The 23322-nt window shown below is 45.2% G+C and carries 19 protein-coding genes; 13 read left to right on the top strand and 6 right to left on the bottom strand.

The window, feature by feature from the left end; genetic code table 11:
• The first annotated feature begins 14 nt into the window (after positions 1-14).
• Positions 15-1541 carry a hypothetical protein gene (locus tag AC6RV6_RS12930; RefSeq protein ID WP_500241262.1) on the top strand — a complete coding sequence of 509 codons (1527 nt, stop codon included), beginning with the start codon at positions 15-17 and terminating at the stop codon, positions 1539-1541.
• Here the strand turns inward: AC6RV6_RS12930 and AC6RV6_RS12925 are convergent.
• Positions 1528-2694 (bottom strand): peptidoglycan DD-metalloendopeptidase family protein, encoded by a 1167-nt coding sequence (locus tag AC6RV6_RS12925; protein WP_500241261.1) that lies wholly within the window; start codon positions 2692-2694, stop codon positions 1528-1530. The genes AC6RV6_RS12930 and AC6RV6_RS12925 overlap by 14 nt on opposite strands.
• Positions 2695-2905: 211 nt before the next feature.
• Between AC6RV6_RS12925 and AC6RV6_RS12920 the strand changes: the two genes are divergently transcribed.
• The 3 genes from AC6RV6_RS12920 to AC6RV6_RS12910 all read left to right on the top strand — a co-directional run bounded on the left by AC6RV6_RS12920 (position 2906) and on the right by AC6RV6_RS12910 (position 7153).
• Complete coding sequence (locus AC6RV6_RS12920) at positions 2906-3364, top strand: DM13 domain-containing protein (RefSeq protein ID WP_500241260.1); 459 nt, start codon at positions 2906-2908, stop codon at positions 3362-3364.
• Positions 3365-3623: 259 nt separating this feature from the next.
• The gene (locus tag AC6RV6_RS12915) at positions 3624-6434 is read left to right on the top strand and encodes a cation-translocating P-type ATPase (RefSeq protein WP_500241259.1); all 2811 of its coding nucleotides are present in this window, start codon (positions 3624-3626) and stop codon (positions 6432-6434) included.
• A 176-nt stretch (positions 6435-6610) separates the two neighbouring features.
• On the top strand, positions 6611-7153 hold the full coding sequence (locus tag AC6RV6_RS12910) for a hypothetical protein (protein ID WP_500241258.1): 543 nt from the start codon (positions 6611-6613) through the stop codon (positions 7151-7153).
• Here the strand turns inward: AC6RV6_RS12910 and metH are convergent.
• On the bottom strand, positions 7143-10694 hold the full coding sequence (metH, locus tag AC6RV6_RS12905; RefSeq protein ID WP_500241257.1) for a methionine synthase: 3552 nt from the start codon (positions 10692-10694) through the stop codon (positions 7143-7145). The genes AC6RV6_RS12910 and metH overlap by 11 nt on opposite strands.
• A 185-nt stretch (positions 10695-10879) precedes the next feature.
• A complete protein-coding gene (locus AC6RV6_RS12900; protein ID WP_500241256.1) occupies positions 10880-11578 on the bottom strand; it encodes a pirin family protein in 699 nt (232 codons plus the stop codon).
• A 368-nt stretch (positions 11579-11946) separates the two neighbouring features.
• Here AC6RV6_RS12900 and AC6RV6_RS12895 point away from each other — a divergent pair, with 368 nt between their 5' ends.
• The 4 genes from AC6RV6_RS12895 to AC6RV6_RS12880 all read left to right on the top strand — a co-directional run bounded on the left by AC6RV6_RS12895 (position 11947) and on the right by AC6RV6_RS12880 (position 14486).
• Positions 11947-12339, top strand: a complete 393-nt coding sequence (locus AC6RV6_RS12895) for a winged helix-turn-helix transcriptional regulator (protein WP_500241255.1) — start codon at positions 11947-11949, stop codon at positions 12337-12339.
• A gap of 5 nt (positions 12340-12344) precedes the next feature.
• Positions 12345-12692, top strand: a complete 348-nt coding sequence (locus AC6RV6_RS12890; protein ID WP_500241254.1) for a DUF565 domain-containing protein — start codon at positions 12345-12347, stop codon at positions 12690-12692.
• Positions 12693-12746: 54 nt separating this feature from the next.
• A complete protein-coding gene (locus tag AC6RV6_RS12885; RefSeq protein ID WP_500241253.1) occupies positions 12747-13760 on the top strand; it encodes a glycerate kinase in 1014 nt (337 codons plus the stop codon).
• 75 nt (positions 13761-13835) lie between these two features.
• Positions 13836-14486: a Uma2 family endonuclease gene (locus tag AC6RV6_RS12880; protein ID WP_500241336.1), complete on the top strand. Its 651-nt coding sequence runs from the start codon at positions 13836-13838 to the stop codon at positions 14484-14486.
• An 11-nt stretch (positions 14487-14497) separates the two neighbouring features.
• Here the strand turns inward: AC6RV6_RS12880 and AC6RV6_RS12875 are convergent, their stop codons facing one another.
• Positions 14498-15127: a Uma2 family endonuclease gene (locus tag AC6RV6_RS12875; RefSeq protein WP_500241252.1), complete on the bottom strand. Its 630-nt coding sequence runs from the start codon at positions 15125-15127 to the stop codon at positions 14498-14500.
• 30 nt (positions 15128-15157) lie between these two features.
• Positions 15158-16078 (bottom strand): HEAT repeat domain-containing protein, encoded by a 921-nt coding sequence (locus AC6RV6_RS12870; RefSeq protein WP_500241251.1) that lies wholly within the window; start codon positions 16076-16078, stop codon positions 15158-15160.
• Between the two features lie 327 nt (positions 16079-16405).
• Here AC6RV6_RS12870 and AC6RV6_RS12865 point away from each other — a divergent pair, with 327 nt between their 5' ends.
• Both AC6RV6_RS12865 and cpeY read left to right on the top strand, forming a co-directional pair.
• Positions 16406-18151: a phycobilisome rod-core linker polypeptide gene (locus AC6RV6_RS12865; protein ID WP_500241250.1), complete on the top strand. Its 1746-nt coding sequence runs from the start codon at positions 16406-16408 to the stop codon at positions 18149-18151.
• A 93-nt stretch (positions 18152-18244) separates the two neighbouring features.
• Positions 18245-19510 (top strand): C-phycoerythrin alpha-cysteine-82 phycoerythrobilin lyase CpeY, encoded by a 1266-nt coding sequence (cpeY, locus tag AC6RV6_RS12860; protein ID WP_500241249.1) that lies wholly within the window; start codon positions 18245-18247, stop codon positions 19508-19510.
• Positions 19511-19635: 125 nt separating this feature from the next.
• Here the strand turns inward: cpeY and mgtE are convergent, their stop codons facing one another.
• On the bottom strand, positions 19636-21030 hold the full coding sequence (mgtE, locus tag AC6RV6_RS12855; protein WP_500241248.1) for a magnesium transporter: 1395 nt from the start codon (positions 21028-21030) through the stop codon (positions 19636-19638).
• A gap of 105 nt (positions 21031-21135) precedes the next feature.
• Here mgtE and AC6RV6_RS12850 point away from each other — a divergent pair, with 105 nt between their 5' ends.
• The 3 genes from AC6RV6_RS12850 (at position 21136) to AC6RV6_RS12840 (ending at position 23227) form a co-directional block, all read left to right on the top strand.
• Positions 21136-22014, top strand: coding sequence for an energy-coupling factor transporter transmembrane component T family protein (locus tag AC6RV6_RS12850; protein WP_500241335.1), 879 nt, complete (start codon positions 21136-21138; stop codon positions 22012-22014).
• Positions 22015-22264: 250 nt separating this feature from the next.
• Positions 22265-22540 (top strand): transcriptional coactivator PipX, encoded by a 276-nt coding sequence (gene pipX / locus AC6RV6_RS12845; protein ID WP_500241247.1) that lies wholly within the window; start codon positions 22265-22267, stop codon positions 22538-22540.
• 21 nt (positions 22541-22561) lie between these two features.
• Positions 22562-23227, top strand: coding sequence for a YggS family pyridoxal phosphate-dependent enzyme (locus AC6RV6_RS12840; RefSeq protein ID WP_500241246.1), 666 nt, complete (start codon positions 22562-22564; stop codon positions 23225-23227).
• The last annotated feature ends 95 nt before the right edge of the window (positions 23228-23322 follow it).

Raw genomic sequence — 23322 nt, 5'->3', positions numbered from 1 at the left:
CTGAAAGAAGACCGATGTTATCAAGATTTATTCGCCAACTCAAAAATCGAGTCTTCGGGCAGGAGAACAAGCCAGAAGAGGGTATCGAGACGGACTTGGATTGGATTTGGCAACCGTTTGAAACTTCAGAAAATTCGGGGTTCTCTGTCAGAGTTAAGAACATTGCTTTTGCAATTATTGAAAGTTCTCCTGATGATATTCCCAAAATCCCTTTGAAACTCGATCCTCGCTTAGTTATTCCCTTGTGCGCGATCCAGTTGCGAAACGAAATTAACCAGACCCGTTTACATTCCTTTAACGAGGAATTAGACAGTGTTTTACTTGAAACAGATTTAGACGCTCGGGAAAAGTTTAGCGATCGAGTTGTCGGTCAAATCGAGCCGACTGAACGTTGGCAATATCTTTTTAAGAGTCTGACACCCGAGTTACAATTTGCACTATTATCTCGTTTAATTAAATATCGTTCTCCTTTCCCTAATGACTGGCGTAATATTTATGAAGAAATAGAATATAAATTTCAAAATAGTCGAGAATATAGGGTCATTTTAATCATCGTTGTCTTAATTTCTTTAGGGGCTGTTTTTGAAATATTCACCATTATGATTAGTCAGCCAGAAAAGTGGCTCAATAGCTTAATGGCAATGGCAATCGTCGTTGTCTTATCTTTTTTGATAGTTTTATGGCAGGAAATCCGATTGGAGCGGGATAAATCAGAGCCAACTTCAAAGTTATTGATAAAACTAGGTTTCTTGGGATTTCTGACTTTTGGCAAGGAATGGCTACAGCTATTCAGAAAAAACCGAGTTGGGGAAGAGGTAACAGCTTTATTTATGGCTGTAGCTTTGGCTGTGTCTGTGGCTTTGTCTGTGGCTTTGACTAGGGCTGAGGCTGAGGCTGAGGCTGGGGCTGGGGCTGGTGCTGGGGCTGGGGCTGGGGCTTTGACTGTGGTTGGGGCTTTGACTGTGATTGGGGCTTTGACTGTGGTTGGGGCTTTGGCTGGGCTTGAGACTTTGGCTTGGGCTTTGACTGTGGCTGTGGTTGGGGCTTTGGCTGCGGTTGGGGCTGTGGCTGGGGCTTTGACTATGGCTTTGACTGTGGCTGAGGCTGAGGCTTGGGCTGAGGCTTGGGCTGTGGCTGGGCTTGGGGCTTTGATTGTGGCTGGGCTTGAGACTGTGGTTGGGACTGGGGCTTTGACTGTGGCTGGGGCTTTGACTGTGGCTGTGACTGTGGCTGGGGCTTTGGCTTTAGCTTTTGGCTGGGGTTTGGGAATTTGGTATAAAGCTGAAGAGGGAGCAGATTTAGGATGGATACGATTCTTTTCGATCTTGGCTTTTCCTTGGTTTTGTTGGTTGCCAATTGTCGTGGGTTTTATGTCCTTTGCGCTGTACGATCGCTTATCTTTGGAATGGTGGCAAATATCTCTATTTTGGCTATCGATCTTCGGATTTTGTACTGTTCTCTGGGTACGGGGCAAAAACTTAGAAGAAAAAGCGCTTAACCCCCTCAAAGGGATTTTAGGTACAACAGCTAATCGATCTTAGCGAGAGGTGCAGGATCGATCGCTTTACCTTGAATGTGAATTTCAAAATGTAAATGAGGACCCGTCGAATTACCGCTATTGCCCATCGTGGCGATTTCCTGTCCTTGTTCGACCCATTCTCCTTTCTGCACTAATAACTTACGATTGTGGCCGTAGACCGTCATACTGCCATCCTTGTGACGAATTTTCACCGATTCTCCCAATCCCCACTCATCCCATCCCGAAACAATCACTTCTCCTTCCGCAGAGGCAACGACAGGGGTGCCGATTTTATTAGCGAGATCGATCCCTTCGTGATAGAGGTGAAATCCTTGAGAAAGAACGCCTTCCGTCGGTGGGATGAACTCGGGCTGAAGATAGGGCTGTAGGAAAGATTGAATTGCTCTGACGCGATCGCGTTGTTGAATCAGCAGGCAATCACTCTGGCGTTGTTCGGGAGGGCATTGTTTCTGAGCCAATTGCCGATCGAAAGGACTGCCGTTACTGAGGATGCGAACTCTGGCACGAACTAAAGCCTTAAAGCTATTTTTGCCTTGTTTCTTCGCCGCAACATAGGCTTGAGGGAAGCGACGACTGCCATTACGAACTCCCGACTGGTACAAATCGAGGGCATTGAGAACCGCGTGAGGATCGCTGGCAGGATTAATGCCCGCCTTGCTCAAATCTTGATAAATTAACGATAAGCGCCGTCTTAAATCCTGCAAGCATTGTTGGGGGAATTCAAGAGTACACCAGACTTGACCCTCTTGGCGAGAGGCAGAAATTAAGGCTTGAATGCCGGGAGATTCGAGGGTGTCAATGAGTTCTCGCGTTTCCTGAAATTGTTCGCTTGCCAGCGTTTGGGGTTGAATCCAGAGATATTCCGTCCGCATCCAACCCACAGAAGAATACTGAACGGCACGGAGAAAATAACCGACGGGTTTGGCGACGATCGCAAAGATAAGCCAACAAATCACCAAGAAGATTAGCAGCGATCGCAGGCGTTTGCGAAAGAGGTGCTTGCGACGAACTCTGCGCCGACGAACGCGAACGGGATAGTCAAAATGAGGGGATGCTGCCATCCTACCGGGAGGGAGAGAGGGTGGAGGAAGGGCGGGTCGTTTGCGTACCCTGCGCTTGGGACGAGAGGGCGAGGAGTAGCGCGGCTTTCTCATGTCGTTCGATTCAAGATAGAGCGATAATAGCATCGATCGCGAAAACTTTGCTATTTCCGGCGCGATCGCTTCTTTTCCTGAGACTTCCCTGAACTCTGCCTAAATTTTGCTTCGGTATTTTTCTAGGCATTTATGGGAATCTCTTCAGTTCTTTCCCAAATGTTGTGCTTATTCTTATGAGTGTCGGACAACGCAATTAGGAGATTCACTGATGAAATTTAACGCTTTTTCTGCTCTCGCGATCGCTTCTACTTTACTCATCGGGACGACGGTGGAAACAACTTTTAATCCTGCCCTCGTCCGGGCTGAACCCTCTCAACAAGTCGCTCAAAATCAAAACGTTTTAGCTTCGGGTCAATTCGTCACCGTCAAGCAAGAAAAAGCCACGACAGGAAACGTTCGCATTGTCCGCGAAAATGGCAAAAGTTACCTCGAACTCGATGCCGCTTTTAGCACAGCACAAGGTCCCGATGTTAATATTGTTCTCCATCGTCATAATACTGTTGGGGTCAATCTCAATGAAAATGATTATTTTACCCTTTCTGCTCTGAATAGTTTTAATGGAGCGCAACGCTACGAATTACCGGCATATCTCAATGTAGAGGATTATCAATCCGTTGTGATTTGGTGTCGTAAATTTAATGTGAGTTTTGCTTATGCCGCTCTCTAAGATTGCCATCGCTTCAGAGCGCACGATATAGCATTACGCAAATTACGTTAGGACATGAAGAAAATGAACCACAGAGTCACAGAGAAACACAGAGAGAGAAATACGCCATCGTAGTGCGATACAAACTCAATATTGATTGGTGAGAATATCGGGGTAGAGCTAACCACTCTGCCCTTTACTTTTGTTGAGAAAGCGCGATCGCCCCTTTAAGGGGATTTTTCGTTGATAATTGATCATCGACCGTCGTTTCTTGATACCCGTGACTTCATCAACCTCTACCCCTTCTTTACCCGATCTGGCTCGAGACTGGCACACCTCCAGTGCAGATGATACCCTGAAAACTTTGGCGAGCGATGCCGATCGCGGCTTAAGCGCAACAGAAGTCGAAGTGCGATCGCGCTACTACGGACGTAACGAACTGCAAGAAACCGTCAAACGCACGCGCTGGCAAATTTTTCTGGATCAGTTTAGCAATATCATGCTGTTAATGCTGATTGCCGTGGCCATGATTGCCGGGGTTTTGGATTTTCTCTCCCTGCAAAGTGGAGAACTCACGAGCGGTCTGCCGTTTAAAGATACGGCGGCGATTCTCTTTATCGTTATTCTTAACGGCATATTGGGATACGTGCAAGAAGTTCGCGCCGAAGCGGCTCTCGCGGCCTTGAAGAAAATGGCTTCTTCCCGAGTGCGAGTGTTGCGAGAAGGACAACCCCGAGAAGTTGATGCCGCCGAACTCGTCCCGGGGGATATTCTTCTGATCGAAGCTGGAGTCCAACTGGCTGCCGATGGGCAACTGCTCGAGGCTGCCAATTTACAGATTAAGGAGTCGGCGTTAACGGGAGAGTCGGAAGCGGTAAATAAGCGCATGAGCATTCCTTTAGCCGCCGATACCCCTCTCGGCGATCGCGTCAATATGGTCTTTTCCGGGACGGAAGTGGTGCAGGGGCGCGGGAAAATCATCGTCACCGGCACGGGAATGGTGACAGAACTGGGGAAAATCGCCGAAATGATTCAAGGGGTAAAAGATGAGAAAACCCCGCTACAGAAGCGCATGACCCACTTAGGGAACGTTCTCGTCACAGGCTCTTTGCTTTTGGTCGCCTTGGTCATTGCGATCGGGGTGCTAAAAGCGGGAAATTGGAGTCCCCTGCGAGAATTGGTGGAAATCTCTCTCAGTATGGCGGTAGCGGTAGTGCCGGAGGGGTTGCCCGCCGTCATTACCGTCACCCTCGCCCTCGGTACCCAGCGCATGGTCAAGCGTAACGCCCTCATCCGCAAACTCCCCGCTGTGGAGACTTTGGGCAGCGTTAACACCATTTGTTCCGACAAAACCGGAACCCTGACGCAAAATAAGATGATCGTCCGAGAAGTCGCAACGGTAGGAGGGACGGTTGCGGTTATGGGGGACGGTTACGAACCGGTGGGGGAGTTTTATCAAGAAGGAGAGGCGATCGCAACGCAAGATCGGCCGGAATTACAAGCCTTACTCGTAGCCGCCGTCCTCTGCAATGATTCTCTTTTGCGTTATGAAGATAATGAATGGCATATTTTAGGGGATCCCACAGAAGGCTCGTTACTGGCTTTAGGCGGAAAAGCGGGGTTAGAACAAGAAAGCCTCAAATCTCGCTTTCAGCGCGTGGCTGAATTGCCCTTTTCCTCCGAACGCAAGCGCATGAGTGCGATCTGTTTGGATAACGAGTACGGGGAATCTTACAGTTTATTTTCTAAAGGATCGCCGGAAATTCTCCTCGGTCGCTGTCAAGAATATCAGTTGGGGAATGAAACTGAACCCCTCACCCCCGATCGCCGTCACGCTATTCTCAACGCTAACAACCAAATGGCGGCACGAGGGTTGCGGGTTTTGGGGTTTGCTTACAAGGTGGTTGACGAACTTCCCCAAGTCAATTCAGAAGAAGATCCCGAACAAGAGATGATTTGGTTGGGGTTAACTGGAGCGATCGATGCGCCTCGCCCGGAAGTCGCCATTGCCGTCCAGCACAGCCGAGAAGCCGGCATTCGTCCGATTATAATCACGGGAGATCACCCGTTAACAGCACAGGCGATCGCGAAGGAACTCGGCATTGCTGACGCAGGAACTCTCACATTAACGGGACAAGAGTTAGAAAAACTGTCTCAACAGGATTTAGAGTTAGAAGTAGAACGAGTTAGCGTCTATGCAAGGGTCTCCCCAGAACACAAACTTCGCATCGTCCGCGCCCTGCAAACCCGCAATCGTTTCGTGGCTATGACAGGGGATGGGGTTAACGATGCCCCCGCTCTCAAACAGGCGGATATCGGCATTGCGATGGGTATTACCGGGACGGATGTGAGTAAGGAAGCTAGCGATATGGTGTTGCTGGATGATAACTTTGCCACCATCGTCGCAGCGACGGAAGAAGGACGGGTGGTTTATACCAATATTCGCCGCTTCATTAAATACATTTTGGGGAGCAATGTGGGGGAGGTGATTACCATTGCTTCCGCGCCAATTTTGGGGTTATCGGGAGTCCCCCTTACCCCTTTACAAATTCTCTGGATGAATCTCGTTACCGATGGTTTGCCGGCTTTAGCTCTTGCGGTAGAACCCGCTTCTCCTAATGTTATGAAACAGCCGCCCCACAATCCCAATGAAAGTATTTTCGCCCGAGGATTGGGGTCTTATATTGTGCGAATTGGCATTATTTTCAGCATTTTTACCATTACCTTGATGGTGTTATCTTATCACGAAGCGCTGGGTACGGAGCATCCGGAAAGTTGGAAGACGATGGTGTTTACGACCCTTTGTTTGGCACAGATGGGACACGCGATCGCGGCACGGTCTTTTTCTCGCTTGACGATCGAAATGAATCTCTTTAGCAATCCTTCTTTGTTATGGGCGGTGGTGGTAACGACGGCTTTACAATTGGCGATCGTCTACGTCCCTTTCTTGCGAGAATTCTTTGGCACGCAAGTCTTAACAGGGGAACAATTATTGATCTGTTTAGGATTTAGTAGTTTGATGTTTGTTTGGGTGGAAATGGAAAAATTATTTGTACGGCTTTTTTTGCGAGGCAGAATAAAAACAAATTAGCAGAGAGGGATGCGATCGCCTTATCTCCCAAAGAGTTTATTGAGTTTGGTTTCTGTTAATGTAAGGATATTATTAGGTATAAGTTATGCTTTCTGAAGCGTGTTCTAACAATGAATAACAGAAACCGAACTCGAACACTGAATGATACAACTTTTGCATCAGATCCCGGCCAAATTATGCTCTCGCACGATAAATTACGAGTGCTGCGTCCCGATTTATATGGCTTGCGTGGATTATGGAAGTCCTCAATGTCGATCCTTCATATTGGCTGGCCAGAACGCATCTATATTGAAGAACAACTTCAAAATGGTGATAGTCGTGCTGCGGTTGTCGTTTCTACATTTCCGCTCCTCATCGCTGCCTATACTGACGAACTTGATTGTATTGCAATGCTTCATTTCCCTAATAATTTCGTTCATCAGTACCACTTGTCTGATGGAGCGCGGTTACTAACAGTGAACTGCTATGATGATTCACCAACCTACGATTCAGATCTGATTTTGGGGCCTAACAATACGGGACAATGGTCGGGTTTTCACCCGATTATCGCTGAATTTGTCACCAATGATTACAAACGTATTAAAGCCCGCAAGCAAAAAATCTTAGAAGATGAATGGCAGCGTGCTTACACGATGGGCAAGGACTATCTGGTACGTTATCCTAGGGTTGCACGAGACGGACGACCTGTTTACTCGTCAATTCCAGTAACTATACACTGAAATATTTTGCCACAGGATGATAAGTAATCAGCGCTGTGGTGGATTGTTCGGGATATAATTGTTCGCTTTCATCCATGTATAAATTAATGCGATCGCATCCCAACAATTCCAACTGTTTATATTGATCCTGAATATTAGGACAAGCAGGATACCCAAAACTGTAGCGAGAACCTTGATATCGCTGTTTTAAAACATCACGAATATTATCCGGTTCTTGGTCTGCAAATCCTAATTCTTTCCGAATCCGAACATGAGACCATTCTGCAAGCGCTTCTGCGGTTTGTACTGCCATACCGTGATAATAAAGATAGTTGGTATAGTCATCAGAATCAAACAGCTTTTTCGCGTATTCCGTGGCAATTTCTCCCATTGTCACCGCTTGCATGGGGAACACATCAATGATTTCCGATCCTTTCGGTGCAAAAAAGTCAGCAATGCACAAACGTCGCTTATCTTTTTGTCGGGGAAATTTAAACTGAGCAACTTCTTGTTTTTGTTCGGGATTCTCCGGATCGTAGATATAAAGAGTATTGCCTTCAGATTGACAGGGAAAATAACCGTAAATTAAGGTCGGATGTAAGGATTTTTCCTCTAAAATGCGCTGTTTCCATTCTGCCAAAATTGGCTGCACTTTTTCTTGTACAAAAGCATCGTATTCTTCCTTGGATTGGTCTTTAGTTTTGCGGAATTGCCACTGTCCCACAAATAGTGCTTGTAAATCTAAATACTCAAAAACTTCTTCTAAGGGAATCTCGTCTGGTTGTAATATTGTCGTTCCCCAAAAAGGAGGTGTAGGACGGTTAATATCAATATCGACAGCTTCAGAACGTCGCGTATCAATAATTTCAGGTTCTTGACTTTTCTCGTCTTTTTCTTCTGTTGTTACAATATCGATATTAGATCCTTGAGAACCATTTTTGAGGATATGGTTTTCTTCTGCAAATTCCCCCAAAAAACCCTTGACATTATCCCAATTTTGTGCATTTTTGGCGGGCATTAATTTATCCATGAAATGCAGATCGGAAAAAGCATCTTTTCCATAAACAACCCGACCTTTGTAAGCATTTTGACAATCTTGATGAACAAATTTAGGCGTTAATGCCGCACCCCCTAAAATAACGGGGACGGTAATGCCGCGATCGCTAAATGTTTCGAGATTATCTTTCATGAATGCCGTAGATTTGACCAATAATCCGCTCATGGCGATACAATCGGCATTACTCTCTTCATAGGCTTGAATAATATTTTCAACGGGTTGTTTAATGCCGAGATTAATAACCTCATAGCCATTATTTGAGAGGATAATATCAACCAGATTTTTACCAATATCGTGAACATCTCCTTTGACAGTCGCAATGACTACCGTTCCTTTGGCATTCCCTGCACTTTCTTCCTTGTCCATAAACGGCTCTAAATATGCAACGGCAGCTTTCATGGTTTGGGCAGATTGTAAGACAAAAGGAAGCTGCATTTTCCCAGAACCGAATAATTCTCCGACGACTTTCATGCCATCCAAAAGGAAAGTATTAACGATCTGTAACGGTGGATATTGCTGTAAGGCTTCTTCTAAGGCGGTATCTAAACCGATGCGTTCTCCATCAATGATATGCTGTTTCAGGCGTTCTTCAACGGGAAGATTGAGATCGATCGCTTCCCCTTTCTTAACTTTCTGACCGGCAAACAGTTCCGTTAATTTCATCAGAGGGTCATAGGTGCAAACATCGCCGTCAAATTCTCGGCGATCGTAAATTAAATCCCAACAGATTTTCTGATGCTTGTCATCAATTTTAGCAAGGGGTAAAATCTTACTGGCGCTAACAATGGCAGCATCTAATCCGACTTGCATGGCTTCGTGCAAGAAGACAGAATTAAGCACTTGACGCGCGACTGCATTCAAACCAAAGGAAATATTAGAAACCCCTAAAATAATGTGACAATCGGGCAATTCTGTGCGAATATGACGAATGGATTCAATCGTGGCTTTGCCATTGGCTCGATCTTCTTCAATCCCGGTTGAAATCGGTAAAGCGAGGGAATCAAAAAATAACTCGCGTCCGGGAATTCCGTGCTCAACGGCTGCATGATAAGCTCGTTTTGCGATCGCAAATTTCTTCTCTGCCGTCCGTGCCATGCCATCTTCATCAATTGTTCCGATAACGACTCCCGCACCATATTTCTTTGCTAATTCTAGCACTTTATAAAAACGCGGTTCGCCATCTTCATAGTTGGTGGAATTGAGAATACATTTTCCCCCCGCAACTTTTAAACCCGCCTCCATTTTCTCCCATTCTGTGGAGTCTAACATCAAAGGCAGAGTGACATTATTAACGAGGCGAGAAGCAAGTTCGTTCATATCTTTAACCCCATCTCGCCCGACATAATCTACGTTAACATCGAGGATATGTGCGCCTTCTTTGACTTGAGCTTTAGCTAAAGCAATTAACCCATCCCAATCTTCTTTATTTAACAAAGTTCGGCATTTTTTTGAGCCACTTGCATTCAGTCTTTCGCCAACAATGAGGAAAGAATTATCTTGAATATAAGGTTGAGAACTATAAATTGAGGCAGCAGAAGGTTCGTAATTTGCAATCCGTTCTTTTGGGGTCAGCGTTTGAGCAACTTCTGCAAGTTGTTGAATGTGTGCGGGACGAGTACCGCAACAACCACCGATAATTTGCACGCCAAGGTCTTCAATAAAGTGCATTAATGACATTCTCAATTCCATCGGCGTTAATTTATAATGCGCTTGTCCGCCAACATTTTCGGGTAAACCCGCATTAGGAATACAAGAAACAATAAAGGGAGAATATTCTGATAAATATTTAATATGTTCTTTCATTAAATCGGGACCGGTCGCACAGTTTAGCCCTAAAATATCAATAGAATAGGGTTCTAAAATCGTTAAGGCTGCACTAATTTCCGTCCCAACCAACATCGTTCCCATTATTTCTACTGTGATGGAAACCATGAGAGGGAGGCGCTTTTTCTTATTTTGAAAAACTTCTTCGATCGCATTTAATGCCGCCTTAATTTGCAAGACATCCTGACAAGTTTCTATGAGGAGTAAATCTACACCACCATCGATTAATCCTTCTACTTGGACGAGATAGGACGCTTTGAGGGTATCAAAATCAATATGACCCAAGGTCGGGAGTTTTGTCCCCGGTCCCATCGAGCCAGCAACAAACCGGGGTTTTTCAGGGGTTGAATATTCTGCGGCGACCTTCTTGGCGAGTTCTGCGGCAATTTTATTGAGATGATATGCTTGGTCTGCCAGATCGTACTCTCCCAGAACAAATGGTGTTCCCCCGAAGGTATCCGTTTCGATAACGTCTGCACCTGCTGCCAAAAAGTCGCGATGAACCGTTGCTACGGCTTCTGGTTTAGTCTGAACGAGGTATTCGTTGCACCCTTCATATTTTTCCCCACCAAAATCTGCTGCGGTTAAATTCTGAACTTGCAGATTTGTTCCCATTGCACCGTCAAAGACAATAACGGGACGTTGAGGACTGTTTAGGCGATCGAGGAAAGGGCTATTCATGGCAAACGGCAGAGTTGAATGGAAGAGGCTATATTTTACTCTAGATTGCTCTCTATTATTGCGTATTTGCGGAGGGATGGGGAGAGAGGCTTGCTTTCTTTGGATCTCGTTTGATAAGGTAATACACCAAAGACTCAATCTATCGGTGCATGACCTTATCGTGTATTCCACCCGATCTCATTCAATTAAGCAAGATCGAAGAGTAATATTTCTGCATCTTTTGTTGCTTCAAGATATAATTCTGTTTCTTCACTAATGGCAACCCCATCGCCGATTTTGAGAGGCATTCCTTGGAGATTAATTTCACCTCGAGCGATTTGTAACCAAGCGTGACGGTTGGCAGCCAGAGAATGGGAGATGCGATCGCCAGTTTTCAAAACTCCTGCATACAATTCCATATCCTGATGCACGGTAACTGCATCATTTTTTCCATTTTTTGCTGCTACAAGATGCAGTTTTCCGGGGTCTTTTTCGAGATAAAATCTCTTTTGTTCGTAACTGGGTTCAATTCCTTTTTTATCAGGTAAAATCCAGATTTGCAATAAATGAGCGTCTTCTCGTTGAGAGTGATTGTATTCGCTATGAGAAATTCCCGTTCCTGCACTCATACGCTGAACTTCCCCGGGTTGAATAATTGACCCATTCCCGAGACTATCTTTATGCTCTAATGCTCCATCGAGAATGTAGGTAATAATTTCCATATCTTGATGGCTGTGAGTCCCAAAGCCTGCCCCCGCAGTAATCCGATCTTCATTAATTACTCGCAGACTTCTAAAACCCATTTGTTCGGGATTGTAATAACTGGCAAAAGAAAAGGTATGATTCGCATCCAGCCAGCCATGATTAGCATGCCCTCTTTCTTCAGCTTTACGAATTGTAATCATTATCGCCTCCAAATTGTTAAAAAAGTACCCTCCAAATTGCCTCAAAAGGCTTATTTTCTTGGCAAATTAAACAACTGCAATTTTGACCATTTTCGATCTCCAGAGATTAATGTGATTTTAGCGGAAAGTGGGAATATTTATTTTCCTACTTTCCGCTTGAGTGATTGTTTAGAGCTTGCTATGCGCTCCATCACAAAACGGTTTGTTTTCTGTTGCCTCGCCATTTTAAAATTGAATGGGCGAATAAGTTTTGGCTAAGTTTTCTCAGACGATCTACAGTTTGTTTTTCGTCTATATAAACTTTATACTGGGTACAGTGATTTTGAAAAGTATGCACTTTAAAGTAAGGTAGTACCCAAAAAGATACTATGGCACAGGCAACCGATAGGAAAAAAGTTAATTGTCCTGTTGAAATAACCTTGAAAGCGATCGGTGGACGCTGGAAAGTGTTGATTCTGCGGGAGTTATTTATCGAAGTTCGGCGTTTTGGCCAATTGCAACGCGCTTTAGCAGGAATAACCCAAAAAATGCTCACTCAGCAATTGCGAGAGATGGAAGCTGATGGCATCGTACATCGAGAAGTTTACGCTCAAGTTCCTCCTAAGGTTGAATATTCTCTCACTCCGTTGGGCCAAAGTTTAAAACCTGTCATTGATTCAATGCACGAATGGGGCATGAAACAGACCGTTATCAGTCACCAGTCACCAGCGATGCGCGTTCCCTTGGCGAATCGAACCAGTCACCAGACAAATAACAAATAATAAAGATGCAAAATACTCGTTTGAATAATATTGCGAATGCGTTGGGCGATCGCTTATTTCAACTCATTAACAACCCGTGGCGACGCATTTCTGTTATTTTCCTCGCCTTATTTGTTGGCTTTTTTGCTGCGAGTGCGATTACCAGTACTACGGGACAACTGGCAATATTAGACGTTTCGGCTGCCGCAATGAGTGCTTTAATTGTCGAAATGATTAGCCGTTTTGTTTACCGTCGAGGAGGGGTGCGATCGCCAGTCGCAATGAGGCAAACATTCTTTGGGGATGCTCTCAATGCTTTTAAAATTGGTCTTGTTTTTGGCTTTATTCTAGAAGCCTTTAAGCTCAATTCGTGAGATAAAAGAGAATAAGTTTTATTATACTTTAAGTACTGGCCGATTATTGAAACCGTGGAAACATACAACAAAATTATTGCCGAAGAATTGGCCAATGCCAATCACAATCAAGCCTTTGGGTTAAGTCAGCAGGGCGATCGCCGCCGGGTTGAAGAGCGATCGCAACTCTTCCCAACCATTGCCCCGGAAGTGCTGCAATTGTGTCAAGAGATGGGGTTAAGCGATCGCGAAACCATTCTGCGGACGCTTTGGAATCTCTGGTTGCCCCTCTCCCTCGAACTCGTCGCCGAACGCCAAAAACTGGATCGTCCGGTGGTTCAGGGGATTTTAGGGGGACAAGGAACGGGAAAAACAACCCTTGCAACCGTGGTGCGTCTGATTTTGGAAGAATTAGACTATACGAGTGTCACTTTTTCTCTTGACGATCTCTATAAATCTTATATCGAACGCCAGCAATTGCAACGATACGATCCTCGCTTGGTTTGGCGAGGACCCCCGGGAACCCACGACGTTGAAATTGGGGTCGATCTCTTAGATAAGTTACGTCAAGATAATCGACGCAAACCCGTCGTTGTTCCTCGCTTTGATAAGTCCGCTTGTCAAGGTGCTGGAGATAAAGCACAACCAGAAGTAATTAACCCTGTCGATATCGTTATTTTTGAAGGTTGGTTTGTTGGAGTGCGTCCCATTCCCGATAATAATATTTTTGAAAATGCTCCGGATCCGATTAATAGCCCGGAAGATATTCAATTTGCTCGAGATATGAACGATCGCCTTATCGATTATGTGGCATTATGGCATCGTTTGGATCGTTTGATGGTGTTATATCCTGAAGATTATCGCCTGAGCAAAGAATGGCGCAAGGAAGCAGAACAAAAGATGAAAGCGACAGGACGAGGAGGCATGAGCGATGAAGAAATCGAGCAATTTGTTGAATACTTTTGGAAGGCATTACATCCGAAATTATTTATCGATCCCTTGATTCGCAATCCTATTCTAACGGATGTCGTGGTGGAAATTAAACGCGATCGCCAAATTGGTCGTATTTATCGACCGGAATCGTGTTAAAATAGTCCCATTAGCGAAATTGGGAAAAGTAATAAAAAACATCCTCTGACGACAAATTTTAGGTTCTGAAGCATGATGACCCAAGCAACCTTCAAACCCAGTAATTTGCTTCCCCCTTTAGAAAATGGGGATAAATTAACGCGCTACGAATTTGAAACTCGTTATGAAAAAATGCCTCATCTGAAAAAGGCAGAATTAATCGAAGGAATTGTTTATATAGGATCGCCTTTACGCATTAATCAACACGGAGAACCTCACGCTAATATCATTCTCTGGCTTGGCTTTTATAAAAGCCTAACACCTAACCTACAATTAGGGGATAATTGTACGGTGATTCTTGATGAAGAAAATGAACCTCAACCCGATGCTTTACTGAGAATAAAAGAAGGTGGACAATCAATAATTACCGAGAAAGGCTATGTTAAAGGTGCGCCAGAATTAATTGCTGAAATTGCAGCTTCTACGGTTTCTATCGATCTACACGATAAACAAAGAGCATACCGACGCAACCAAGTTCAAGAATATTTAGTGTGGCGAGTTTACGATCGTAAATTCGATTGGTTTAGGCTGAGAGAAGGAAAATATATAAAATTGCAACCCAACGAACAAGGAATTATTAAAAGTGAAGTTTACCAAAGTCTGTGGTTAGATGTGTCTGCATTATTATCAGGTAATTTAGCTCAAGTTTTAGAGGTTTTGCAACAGGGAATTGGGAGTCGAGAATAAGAATTAACGAGTTATTGAGTATGCGAACCTGCGGAAAATATTTGCTCTGCTGTTAATTTTAAATCGGGAAAGATTGAGGATTCAATGCGATCGCTTCCTCGAAACATTTTAACCTCATATTCACCCTCGATGATTTGGTAAACTGAAATTGTCGGTTGTTTGGGATTGCCGATATATCGCTTTCCTCCCAAACCCAAATAATCAACAATCCAATATTCAGCAATGCCTAATTTTTCATATTCAAAGACCTTCATTAAATAATCATCTTGCCAGTTGCTACTCACGACTTCAATGGCTAATTTAATCGTTTCGCCTTGCACAAGAGTCGATCGCTTTTCCCAGAGAGGTTCGTTTTCAAGAGCATTGCGATCGAGAATGGTAATATCGGGGTTAAACCCAGAGCGATCGCTATCGATTGATTGAATTAGACAGCGAGTCACAGAGAAGTAAGAGAAATTGGCAGACCGAATTTCTATGCCTAACTCAAGAGCTAAAAAACTAACAACTTGTTCGTGGGTTCCTCTAGGCTGCATTTCGACGATAACTCCATTATGTAACTCGTAACGACGATACCCATCAGGATACCAGTCGAGAAATTCATCTAGCGTCATCAATTTCGGTTGAGTTTGTGCTTGAATCATGGAAACCTCCGATCGCAACTTTTATTTATTTTACCAATCGTCTTCTTCTTCGACTTTGTTCTCGAGGCGAGAAATAGCCAACGCGATCGCTTTTTTAACTCCTTCCTCGGTTTCGCGTTCTAATGCTGCTTGTAGGGACTCTAAGATATTGCGATCGCCCAATTTCATCAAAGCCAAAGACGTATTTTTTCTCACCTCTCCGTCCCGATCTTGCAAACAAGAAAGCAAAGCCGAAATCACCTCGGGAGATTCATCCAATTGACTCAAAGCAGTTGCTGCTTCTGCTCGTACCATTGCATCAGAATCTTGTAAAGCGGAAATCAATAAACTTAACCCTTTTTCATCTTTCGTTTCTTGAACGAGATTGCCGATCGCCGCCACGATCGCGCAGCGCACTTCCCCAGAATCAGAAGCAATGCCAGTGTATAACTGTTCCTTGATCTGCGCCCCCATAAAAGCCAACGCCCACGCTGCGTGACCCTTAATACTTTGAGGGTGTTCTGAGGAAGCAATAATTTCCAGCAAAACCGGGACAGCTTTCTTACCCATGCGAGCGAGGGCTCCCACCGCCGACCCTTTGACCACGGTATCGTCATCGTAGAGTAGGGCGCGGATTAATACAGGAATGGCAACAGGATCGGCAATCAGGGTAATCGTTTTCCCACTTGCCCGCCGCACGACCGGATTAGAATGATTCTCTAAGGCAGTCATGAGAAACGGGAGAGCGGGTTGGCCGATTTTTCCGAGAGTTTCCGCGATCGCCAAACGCACCATACCCCGAGAATCCGCAAAACTTTCCACCATTTGCTCAATTGCTTCCTTGTTATTCGGGTCAAACGCTTGTTGGGCAACTTGTTCGCGAACTCGAGCGAGTAAAACATCTGTTGCTTTTTGTTGAAGAGCGATCGCATCTCCTCCTGATAGAGATTCGGTGTTGGGGGTACTGGTCATAACCAATCGTGCAAATGACTTACACCTAAGTTTTGACGATCGCGCAACCCATTGTCAAAGGAAGGGCAATATCCGCGAGTATTAAGACTTATCTTCTCAGATGACATCGTGACTGGTAAACTGACAGAAGAGTCAATGCAACGATAAAAACTCGAGGGCGATCGTAAGAAATTGTGCCGCTTAAAGTGCTTTGTAGATTTTATATATAGCCGAGGGAGTGGTTAGACTATGCAATTGATTTCATTATCTCTCAAGTTTTCGAGTTGGATTGGATAATTTTCAATCTCTTTCAACAAATATTTCGTTTAACACTAGATTGCGATAACAATGATTAACTTTATTTCACCCGTTATCAGTCAAGCTGCTCGCCTAGGGGTGAGCCTATTTCAAGAGACCGATCCCATTGAATTGCGATCGAATGCTTCGGAAGCCGAACTTGAATTAGTAATCCGCGGTGTTTATCGGCAGGTACTGGGCAATGCTCATGTGATGGAGAGCGAACGCCTTACCGTTGCCGAATCTCAACTCAGAAAAGGAGATATTAGCGTGCGAGAATTCGTGCGCCAAATCGCCAAATCAGAACTGTATCGTTCTTTGTTTGTTTATAGTTGTTCCCGCTTGCGAGCGATCGAACTTAATTTTAAGCATCTTCTCGGTCGCGCTCCCGAAAGCTATGAAGAGATTCTCACACAAACACACTTGCTTGACGAATCTAGTTTTGAAGCTGAAATTGATTCTTACATTGACAGCCAAGAATATCAGCTTGCTTTTGGCGAAAATATTGTCCCATTTTATCGCGGTTATAAAACTCAACCCGGTCAAAATATGGCAGGGTTTACGCATTTCTTCCCTCTCATGCGCGGTTCTGCGAGTAGCGATGCCTGCTATGGCAATAAAAGTGTTTCTCGACTGACGCGATCGCTTTTAGCCGATCGCCCCAGCACAATTACCCTCTTGCCCATACTCCGGAAATACGCTGCACCGAGTTATCATTACACTTCTCCTCAAACTCAACAAGTTTTTTCTCCTCGGGAAAAACACGAACAACTTCGCAATGAAGTTCTCCAAAGCCAGTATCGAGCTTTTGAAGAAATCGATCCGTTTGAAGTCCATCCCAATGCTTCCGAAGCCGATCTCGAAATTATTATCCGAGCAACCTATCGTCAGGTTTTAGGGAATGCTCACATCATGGAAAGCGAGCGCATGGTCGTTCCCGAATCCCAATTTAAGCGAGGAGAACTGAGCGTGCGCGAGTTCGTGCGTCGGCTTGCCAAATCAGAGTTATATCGTTCTCGTTTCTTCGATACTTGTCCGCGCTACCGAGCTATTGAGTTGAACTTTAAACATCTCCTCGGTCGGGCTCCCGATGACTACTCGGAAACAAAAGCACATAGCAAGATTCTCGATGAAGCTGGCTTTGAAGCCGATATTGATTCTTATCTCGATAGCGATGAGTATCAAGAAGTTTTTGGTGAAGATACCGTTCCCTTTGCTCAAGGTTACAAAACGCGAACCGGTAAGAAACTGTTAGGCTTCCTCAATACGTTGCAAATTCAGCCGAGTAATTCGAGTAGCGACAAAGACAATAAGCCTCGAGTGGCTGAAGCCATTATGGAGAACATTCCCTTTGGAGACCGCAAACCCACAGATGTTAAGAAGCTACTGGCTTGGGTACTGCGACCCAAAATGGAATCCACTGCACCATTACAAGGCGATTCTCGTTCCCAGGACTACCAAGACTTAAAACGTCAATGCAGCGAACAGGCAGAAGTATTGACGACGTTACAAAAGCAATTGTCAGAATTGCGTCCTTTTGCGTCCTTTGAGTCGAGCGTAACCAATAAATGGGAAACCCTTGCTCCCTCTGCTAACACGAGTTTCCCGGCGGAATTGACGAGGGAAACGGGATCGACCAATGGACAGCTAGAAACTTATGCCGATTTGCAGGAACGCTCCGAGCAGCAAATTTCGGAAATTGCAACCCTGCGAGAGAAAGTCGCCGATGCACAACGATTAGCAACGGTTGGTAGCGCTCGCTTGAACAAGTGGCGCAGTCGTGTTTTTAACGGCTAGATCGAGAGAGAGAATTGATAAGCAACGAATGTTTGTCAATTCTCTATTAATTTCTGAATTTCTGATTTTCTCTTATCAATAACCTAAAACAACATGGATCGAAGATTTTTCAATATGTTTCCGGGATTGAGCGAAGAAAAGGCGATCGCCATTTTAAGAACGCCTTTTGCAGAGTTAGAAGATCCTTCAGAACTGTATATCGCCGCATCCCATCTCATTAATTTTCCCTCAGAAGCCTCCATCGATGCCTTAATCGATACCATTCGCGATACGAACCCCGAGCAAGCGCATCATATTGCTCGACGCAAGGCGATCGAAAGTTTGGGGCGTTTAAACGCCAAAAGAGCAATTCCGACTATTCGCACTTGTTTGCAAGAAAGCGATCGCTACATGGTAGAAAATGCTGTTTGGGCGATCGGTGAAGTTGGCACGGATGATGAGGAAATTAAAGCAGAAATTGCTCAATTATTAAACAAACCCGAACAAAGCTATCGAACGATTATTCAAATCCTCGCTAACTTTGACTATAAACCCGCTTTAGAACGCATCGAACAACATATCGACGCTGAAGACGAACTCATCGCCACCGCCGCGATAACTGCCACCTGTCGCCTGACCGGAGACTATGCGAGAATGGAGAAAGTGATTGAATTTCTCCAACATTCTAATGTGATGGTTCGGCGTTCTTGCATTCAAGATCTCATCGATGCCAAGTTTTATACCGCCATTCCTCAGATTGCTCGCTGTCCCGTTTCCGTGGCATTTCGCCTACGAGGAATTCGTCTTTTGGCAGCCGAAGGCATTGCGGCGGGAAAAATCACTTTTGCCGAGATAGAATCCCTTTGCGATCGCGTCGTCAGAGACTATCCCAACGATCTCGAATTCGTTCACGAATACGATCAACCCCCCAGCTTAGAATTTGTTTTAGGCGAGTTATATCATACAGATTTTGGGCGGTGCTATCTCGCCAGCCAAACCCTTCTCGATCGCTACTCAGAACAAGCAGGAGAAGCCTTACGAGAAACCTACGATCGCGAGGCAATTAATGACTATGGGGCGCACTATCACGTACTGAAATTATGGGGATGGTTGCAATATGCTCCCGCCTACGACACGATTGTCGAAGGTCTTTATAATACCGAACCGCAATTTATGAAATCTCGGGCGGCTGCAGCGATCGCTTTAGGAAATCTTGGCGACAAAAAAGCAATCCCATTATTAGAAGAACACCTGAAAACACCGATTTTCCATCTCAAATATGCCTGTTTATTGGCCTTAGAACAATTAGGCGCAAAAGATCGCTGGCAACTTGTCGCGGACGATCCCGATGTGCTTATTCGAGAGAAAGTGCATTCTTAGGGATTACCTCCGGTTTTTTGTTTAAGAGAAGTTGAAGATAACTTTTACTTCTCTGTGTTCTGTGGTGCATCTTCTTCATATTCTTATATTTTTGCCTCATGCTACCTCCCTTCGCTCAAAATTGTCTAACTCAAAATTGTCCGTGCGATCGCAAAATAAATCAGAACCCCTAACACATCCACCGCCGTCGTAATAAAAGGAGCCGACATCAACGCCGGATCGAGACCTAAAGTCCGGAATAAAAAAGGCAGAGAAGACCCCGAAACCGAAGCCAATAGAGAAATGACCACTAAGCTGCTCCCCACAGATATCGCCACAAAAAAGGTTTTTTGCATCAGATAATGCGCCCATAAAGTCGCCATAATCCCCAAAGAAGTCCCCAACAATAGCCCCGCCATTGCCTCGCGAAAAATGACTTGTAAAGGACCCAAAGCTCTTAACTCATCCGTATTTAAACCTCGAATCACCACCGTTGAAGACTGAGCCCCAATATTTCCCCCCGTCCCCGTTAAAAGGGGAATAAATGCTGCGATCGCGATCGCCTGTCCCGTATATTCCAACAAAGACCCTTGGGTTTGAATAATTGCCCCCGTTACCGTATTGGTCGCCAACAAAATTAACAACCAAAAAATACGCTTGCGGGCGACCGCTAATAAACTGGTTTGAAAATAATTATCCCCATCCGCTTGAACTCCTCCAATTGCATAGATATCTTCCGTCGCTTCCCGCTCTAAAATATCAATGGTATCGTCCACCGTCACCACCCCCACCAAACGCGCCTCTTTGTCCACCACCGGTAATGCCAAAAGATCGTAACGTTGAATCGATCGCGCCACTTCTTCTTGATCCATATCCGTCGTCACGCTAACCACATCCCGCGTCATAATTTCCCCAAGGGTTTTTTCTGGAGAAGAAATCACTAAATCCCGCAGCGAAACAATTCCCGTTAAACGACGAGCATTATCTGTCACATAAAGATAGTAAATGAGTTCCGAAGCCTTCGCTTGAGCGCGAATGCGATCGAGAGTTTGCGTAACTGTAATATTTTCCTTAAGAGAAATATACTCGGGGGTCATAATTCTCCCGGCAGTATCCTCTTCATATCCCAGCAATAATGCCGTTGCTTGACGTTCTTTTGCACTAAGTTGAGCCAATAATTGACGGACGACTTTCGCCGGTAATTCATCAAATAAACGGGCGCGATCGTCCGGGGACATATTTTCCACAATCTCGATCGCCTCTTGTCGTTTAAAATCTTGAATGAGATTCTGTTGTACCGAGGAATCCAAATGCTCGTACACCTCGATCGCCTCATCCTTCGAGAGCAAGCGAAAAGCGATCACCTGCATCGAATCTGGCAACCCTTCAATCGCTTCCGCAATATCGACCGGTTGCACGGGAATGAGTAACGCTTTCGCCCCCTCCCAATTTTCTCGCTCCAAAAGCATATGCAATTGGCTGCAAACCAACTGGCGAAGCTCGTGACGCGGAATTGTTTGTACGGAAGTCCCATTCTCCATCAAGATAACCCGTTGCAGTAATTTCCCTCAATCTAAATTTAATATTAATGGGGATTGGGATATTATTGGTTTCCCATTGCTCATTGCTCCTTGCTCATTGAAAAGATGGATTTATTGCGATCGCTCCCTCTCGGACTCTATCTCGAACATCCCGTAACATGGCTGCACCGCCTCGATCCTCGGATCAAACTGGTTTGGTTACTGAGTTTTCTCATTACTCCGGTGATGTCGAGTTCGAGTTGGCGCATTATCCTCGCCGTACTCTTAATTATCATTACCTTAACCGCACGCATTCCCCTGAGAGCATGGCGACAGCAAGCCGGCTGGCTTCTCATTGTCTGTACGATCTCCTTTGTTGTCACTTGTATTATTAACGACGGGGTAGCTGTAACCTCGCAACCGCGCTTGCCCGAATCAGTCTTTGAATTTGCTCCCGAAACCGCTTATCAATATATTGTGCTGGTGGTGGGACCCTTTCAAGTCACTCGTCAATCTCTCGATCTGGCGATACGCCTGAGTACCATTCTTTTCGTGCTGATCTACAGTAGCAGCCTTTACCTGCTTGTGACTGCCCCCGAAGAAATTACTGCCGGTTTGGAAGACCTCATGCAGCCCTTGCGTCGTTTTAACGTTCCCGTTACCGAGATTGCCCTAACTTTAACCCTCTCTCTCCGTTTTATCCCCCTCGTATTAGAGGAAATCCAGAATCTTTTCCGGTCCGTCACCACTCGCGCCATTAATTGGAAAAAACTCGGCCTGCGTCAAAGTTTTAAAATTTGGCTCATTGTCGCCGAACGATTATTGGAAAACCTGCTCATGCGTGCCGAACAAATTGCGATCGCCATGGAAGTGCGCGGCTTTACCAGTCCCGATCGCCACCGGGTTCAATGGCATCAACTCCGCTTGGGATGGGGTGATGGCATTGCCCTAGGAATTTTGCTACTTTTGTTATGGGGACGCTTGCTTTGGGGATGGGCAGTTTAGCAAATGAACAATGAGCAATGAATAACAGGTCGGTTGGATTTGGCGAATTTAATACTTCAACTGCACTCAGTATAAATGTGCCGTATAAATGTGCCGTCTCTCGACCTCAACAATCGATGAAGGCGGGAAAGACAAATTTGAGCTATGATGGCTAAGGGCAAATCCCTTGGTAGCAAGAATTTTGGCCAATTTCTTTCATTGTTTTTTCTCTTCACTATTTCTTCAAAACGGGTAACTTATTTCGCGATCGATGGATAACAATAACGAAACTTATCTCAATCACCCTACATTTGGTTTGCTCTTCAAAGTTTGCCCTATTGAAGACAATCGAGAATTATATACGACCCTTTACGCTCAGCGTTTATTTTTTTTTGTGACTTACCATCGCGAGAACTTGAGCTTTGAACCCGTTAAACGCTCTGATGCCCGTCTGGTGGTCGAAAATCGTTTGCGCCAACTGCGTCGTATTAGAGCCGAGGCGGAATATAAAGACCTGCAAGCCATTCATCAGCGTACATTCCAATAACGCCCTTCATCGTTCACTGAAATGACTGATTCTATTACCGATCGCCTGCATCGAATTCGCCAGCAGTTGCCCTCGGGGGTCAAAGCGATCGCCGTCACAAAACAAGTGACCGTAGAAGCCATGCGAGAGGCATACCAAGCGGGAATACGAGATTTTGCCGAGAGTCGCATTCAAGAAGCATTACCCAAACAAGAGCAACTTCAAGACTTAGAAGATATTTGCTGGCATTTTATCGGCCGCATTCAGAGCAATAAAGCCAAAAAAGTTATCGAAGGATTTGAATGGATCCACTCTTGTGATAGTCTCAAACTCGCTCAACGCCTCAACCGCCTCGCCCGAGAAAGACAACGCACTCCTCAAATTTGCCTACAAGTCAAAATCTTGCCCGATCCCAATAAATCCGGCTGGACGCGATCGCAATTACTCACCGATCTCCCAGAACTCACCCGCCTTGACCATCTCAAAATTCAAGGTTTGATGACAATTTTACCCAAAGGACTCTCAGAGGCTGAACAAGTGGCAGCCTTTCAAGCCACCCGAGCATTCAGAGACGAGATCGAACAAAACGAGGCGATCGCCCTAACCCTACCCGAGCTTTCGATGGGAATGTCCGGCGATTATCTCCTCGCCATCAAAGCCGGAGCAACGATGATAAGACCGGGACGCATTATTTTCAATGAACAATGAACAATCTCGATTTATTCCTAACATCCTACCTTCCGTTTCTTAACTGGTGACTGGTGACTGGTGACTGGTGACTGGTGACTGGTGACTGGTGACTG

The organism is Spirulina sp. LEGE 11439 (genome assembly GCF_059821285.1).
Note: the sequence above shows the minus strand (reverse complement) of the source record. Positions and strands in the feature narration are given on the sequence as shown.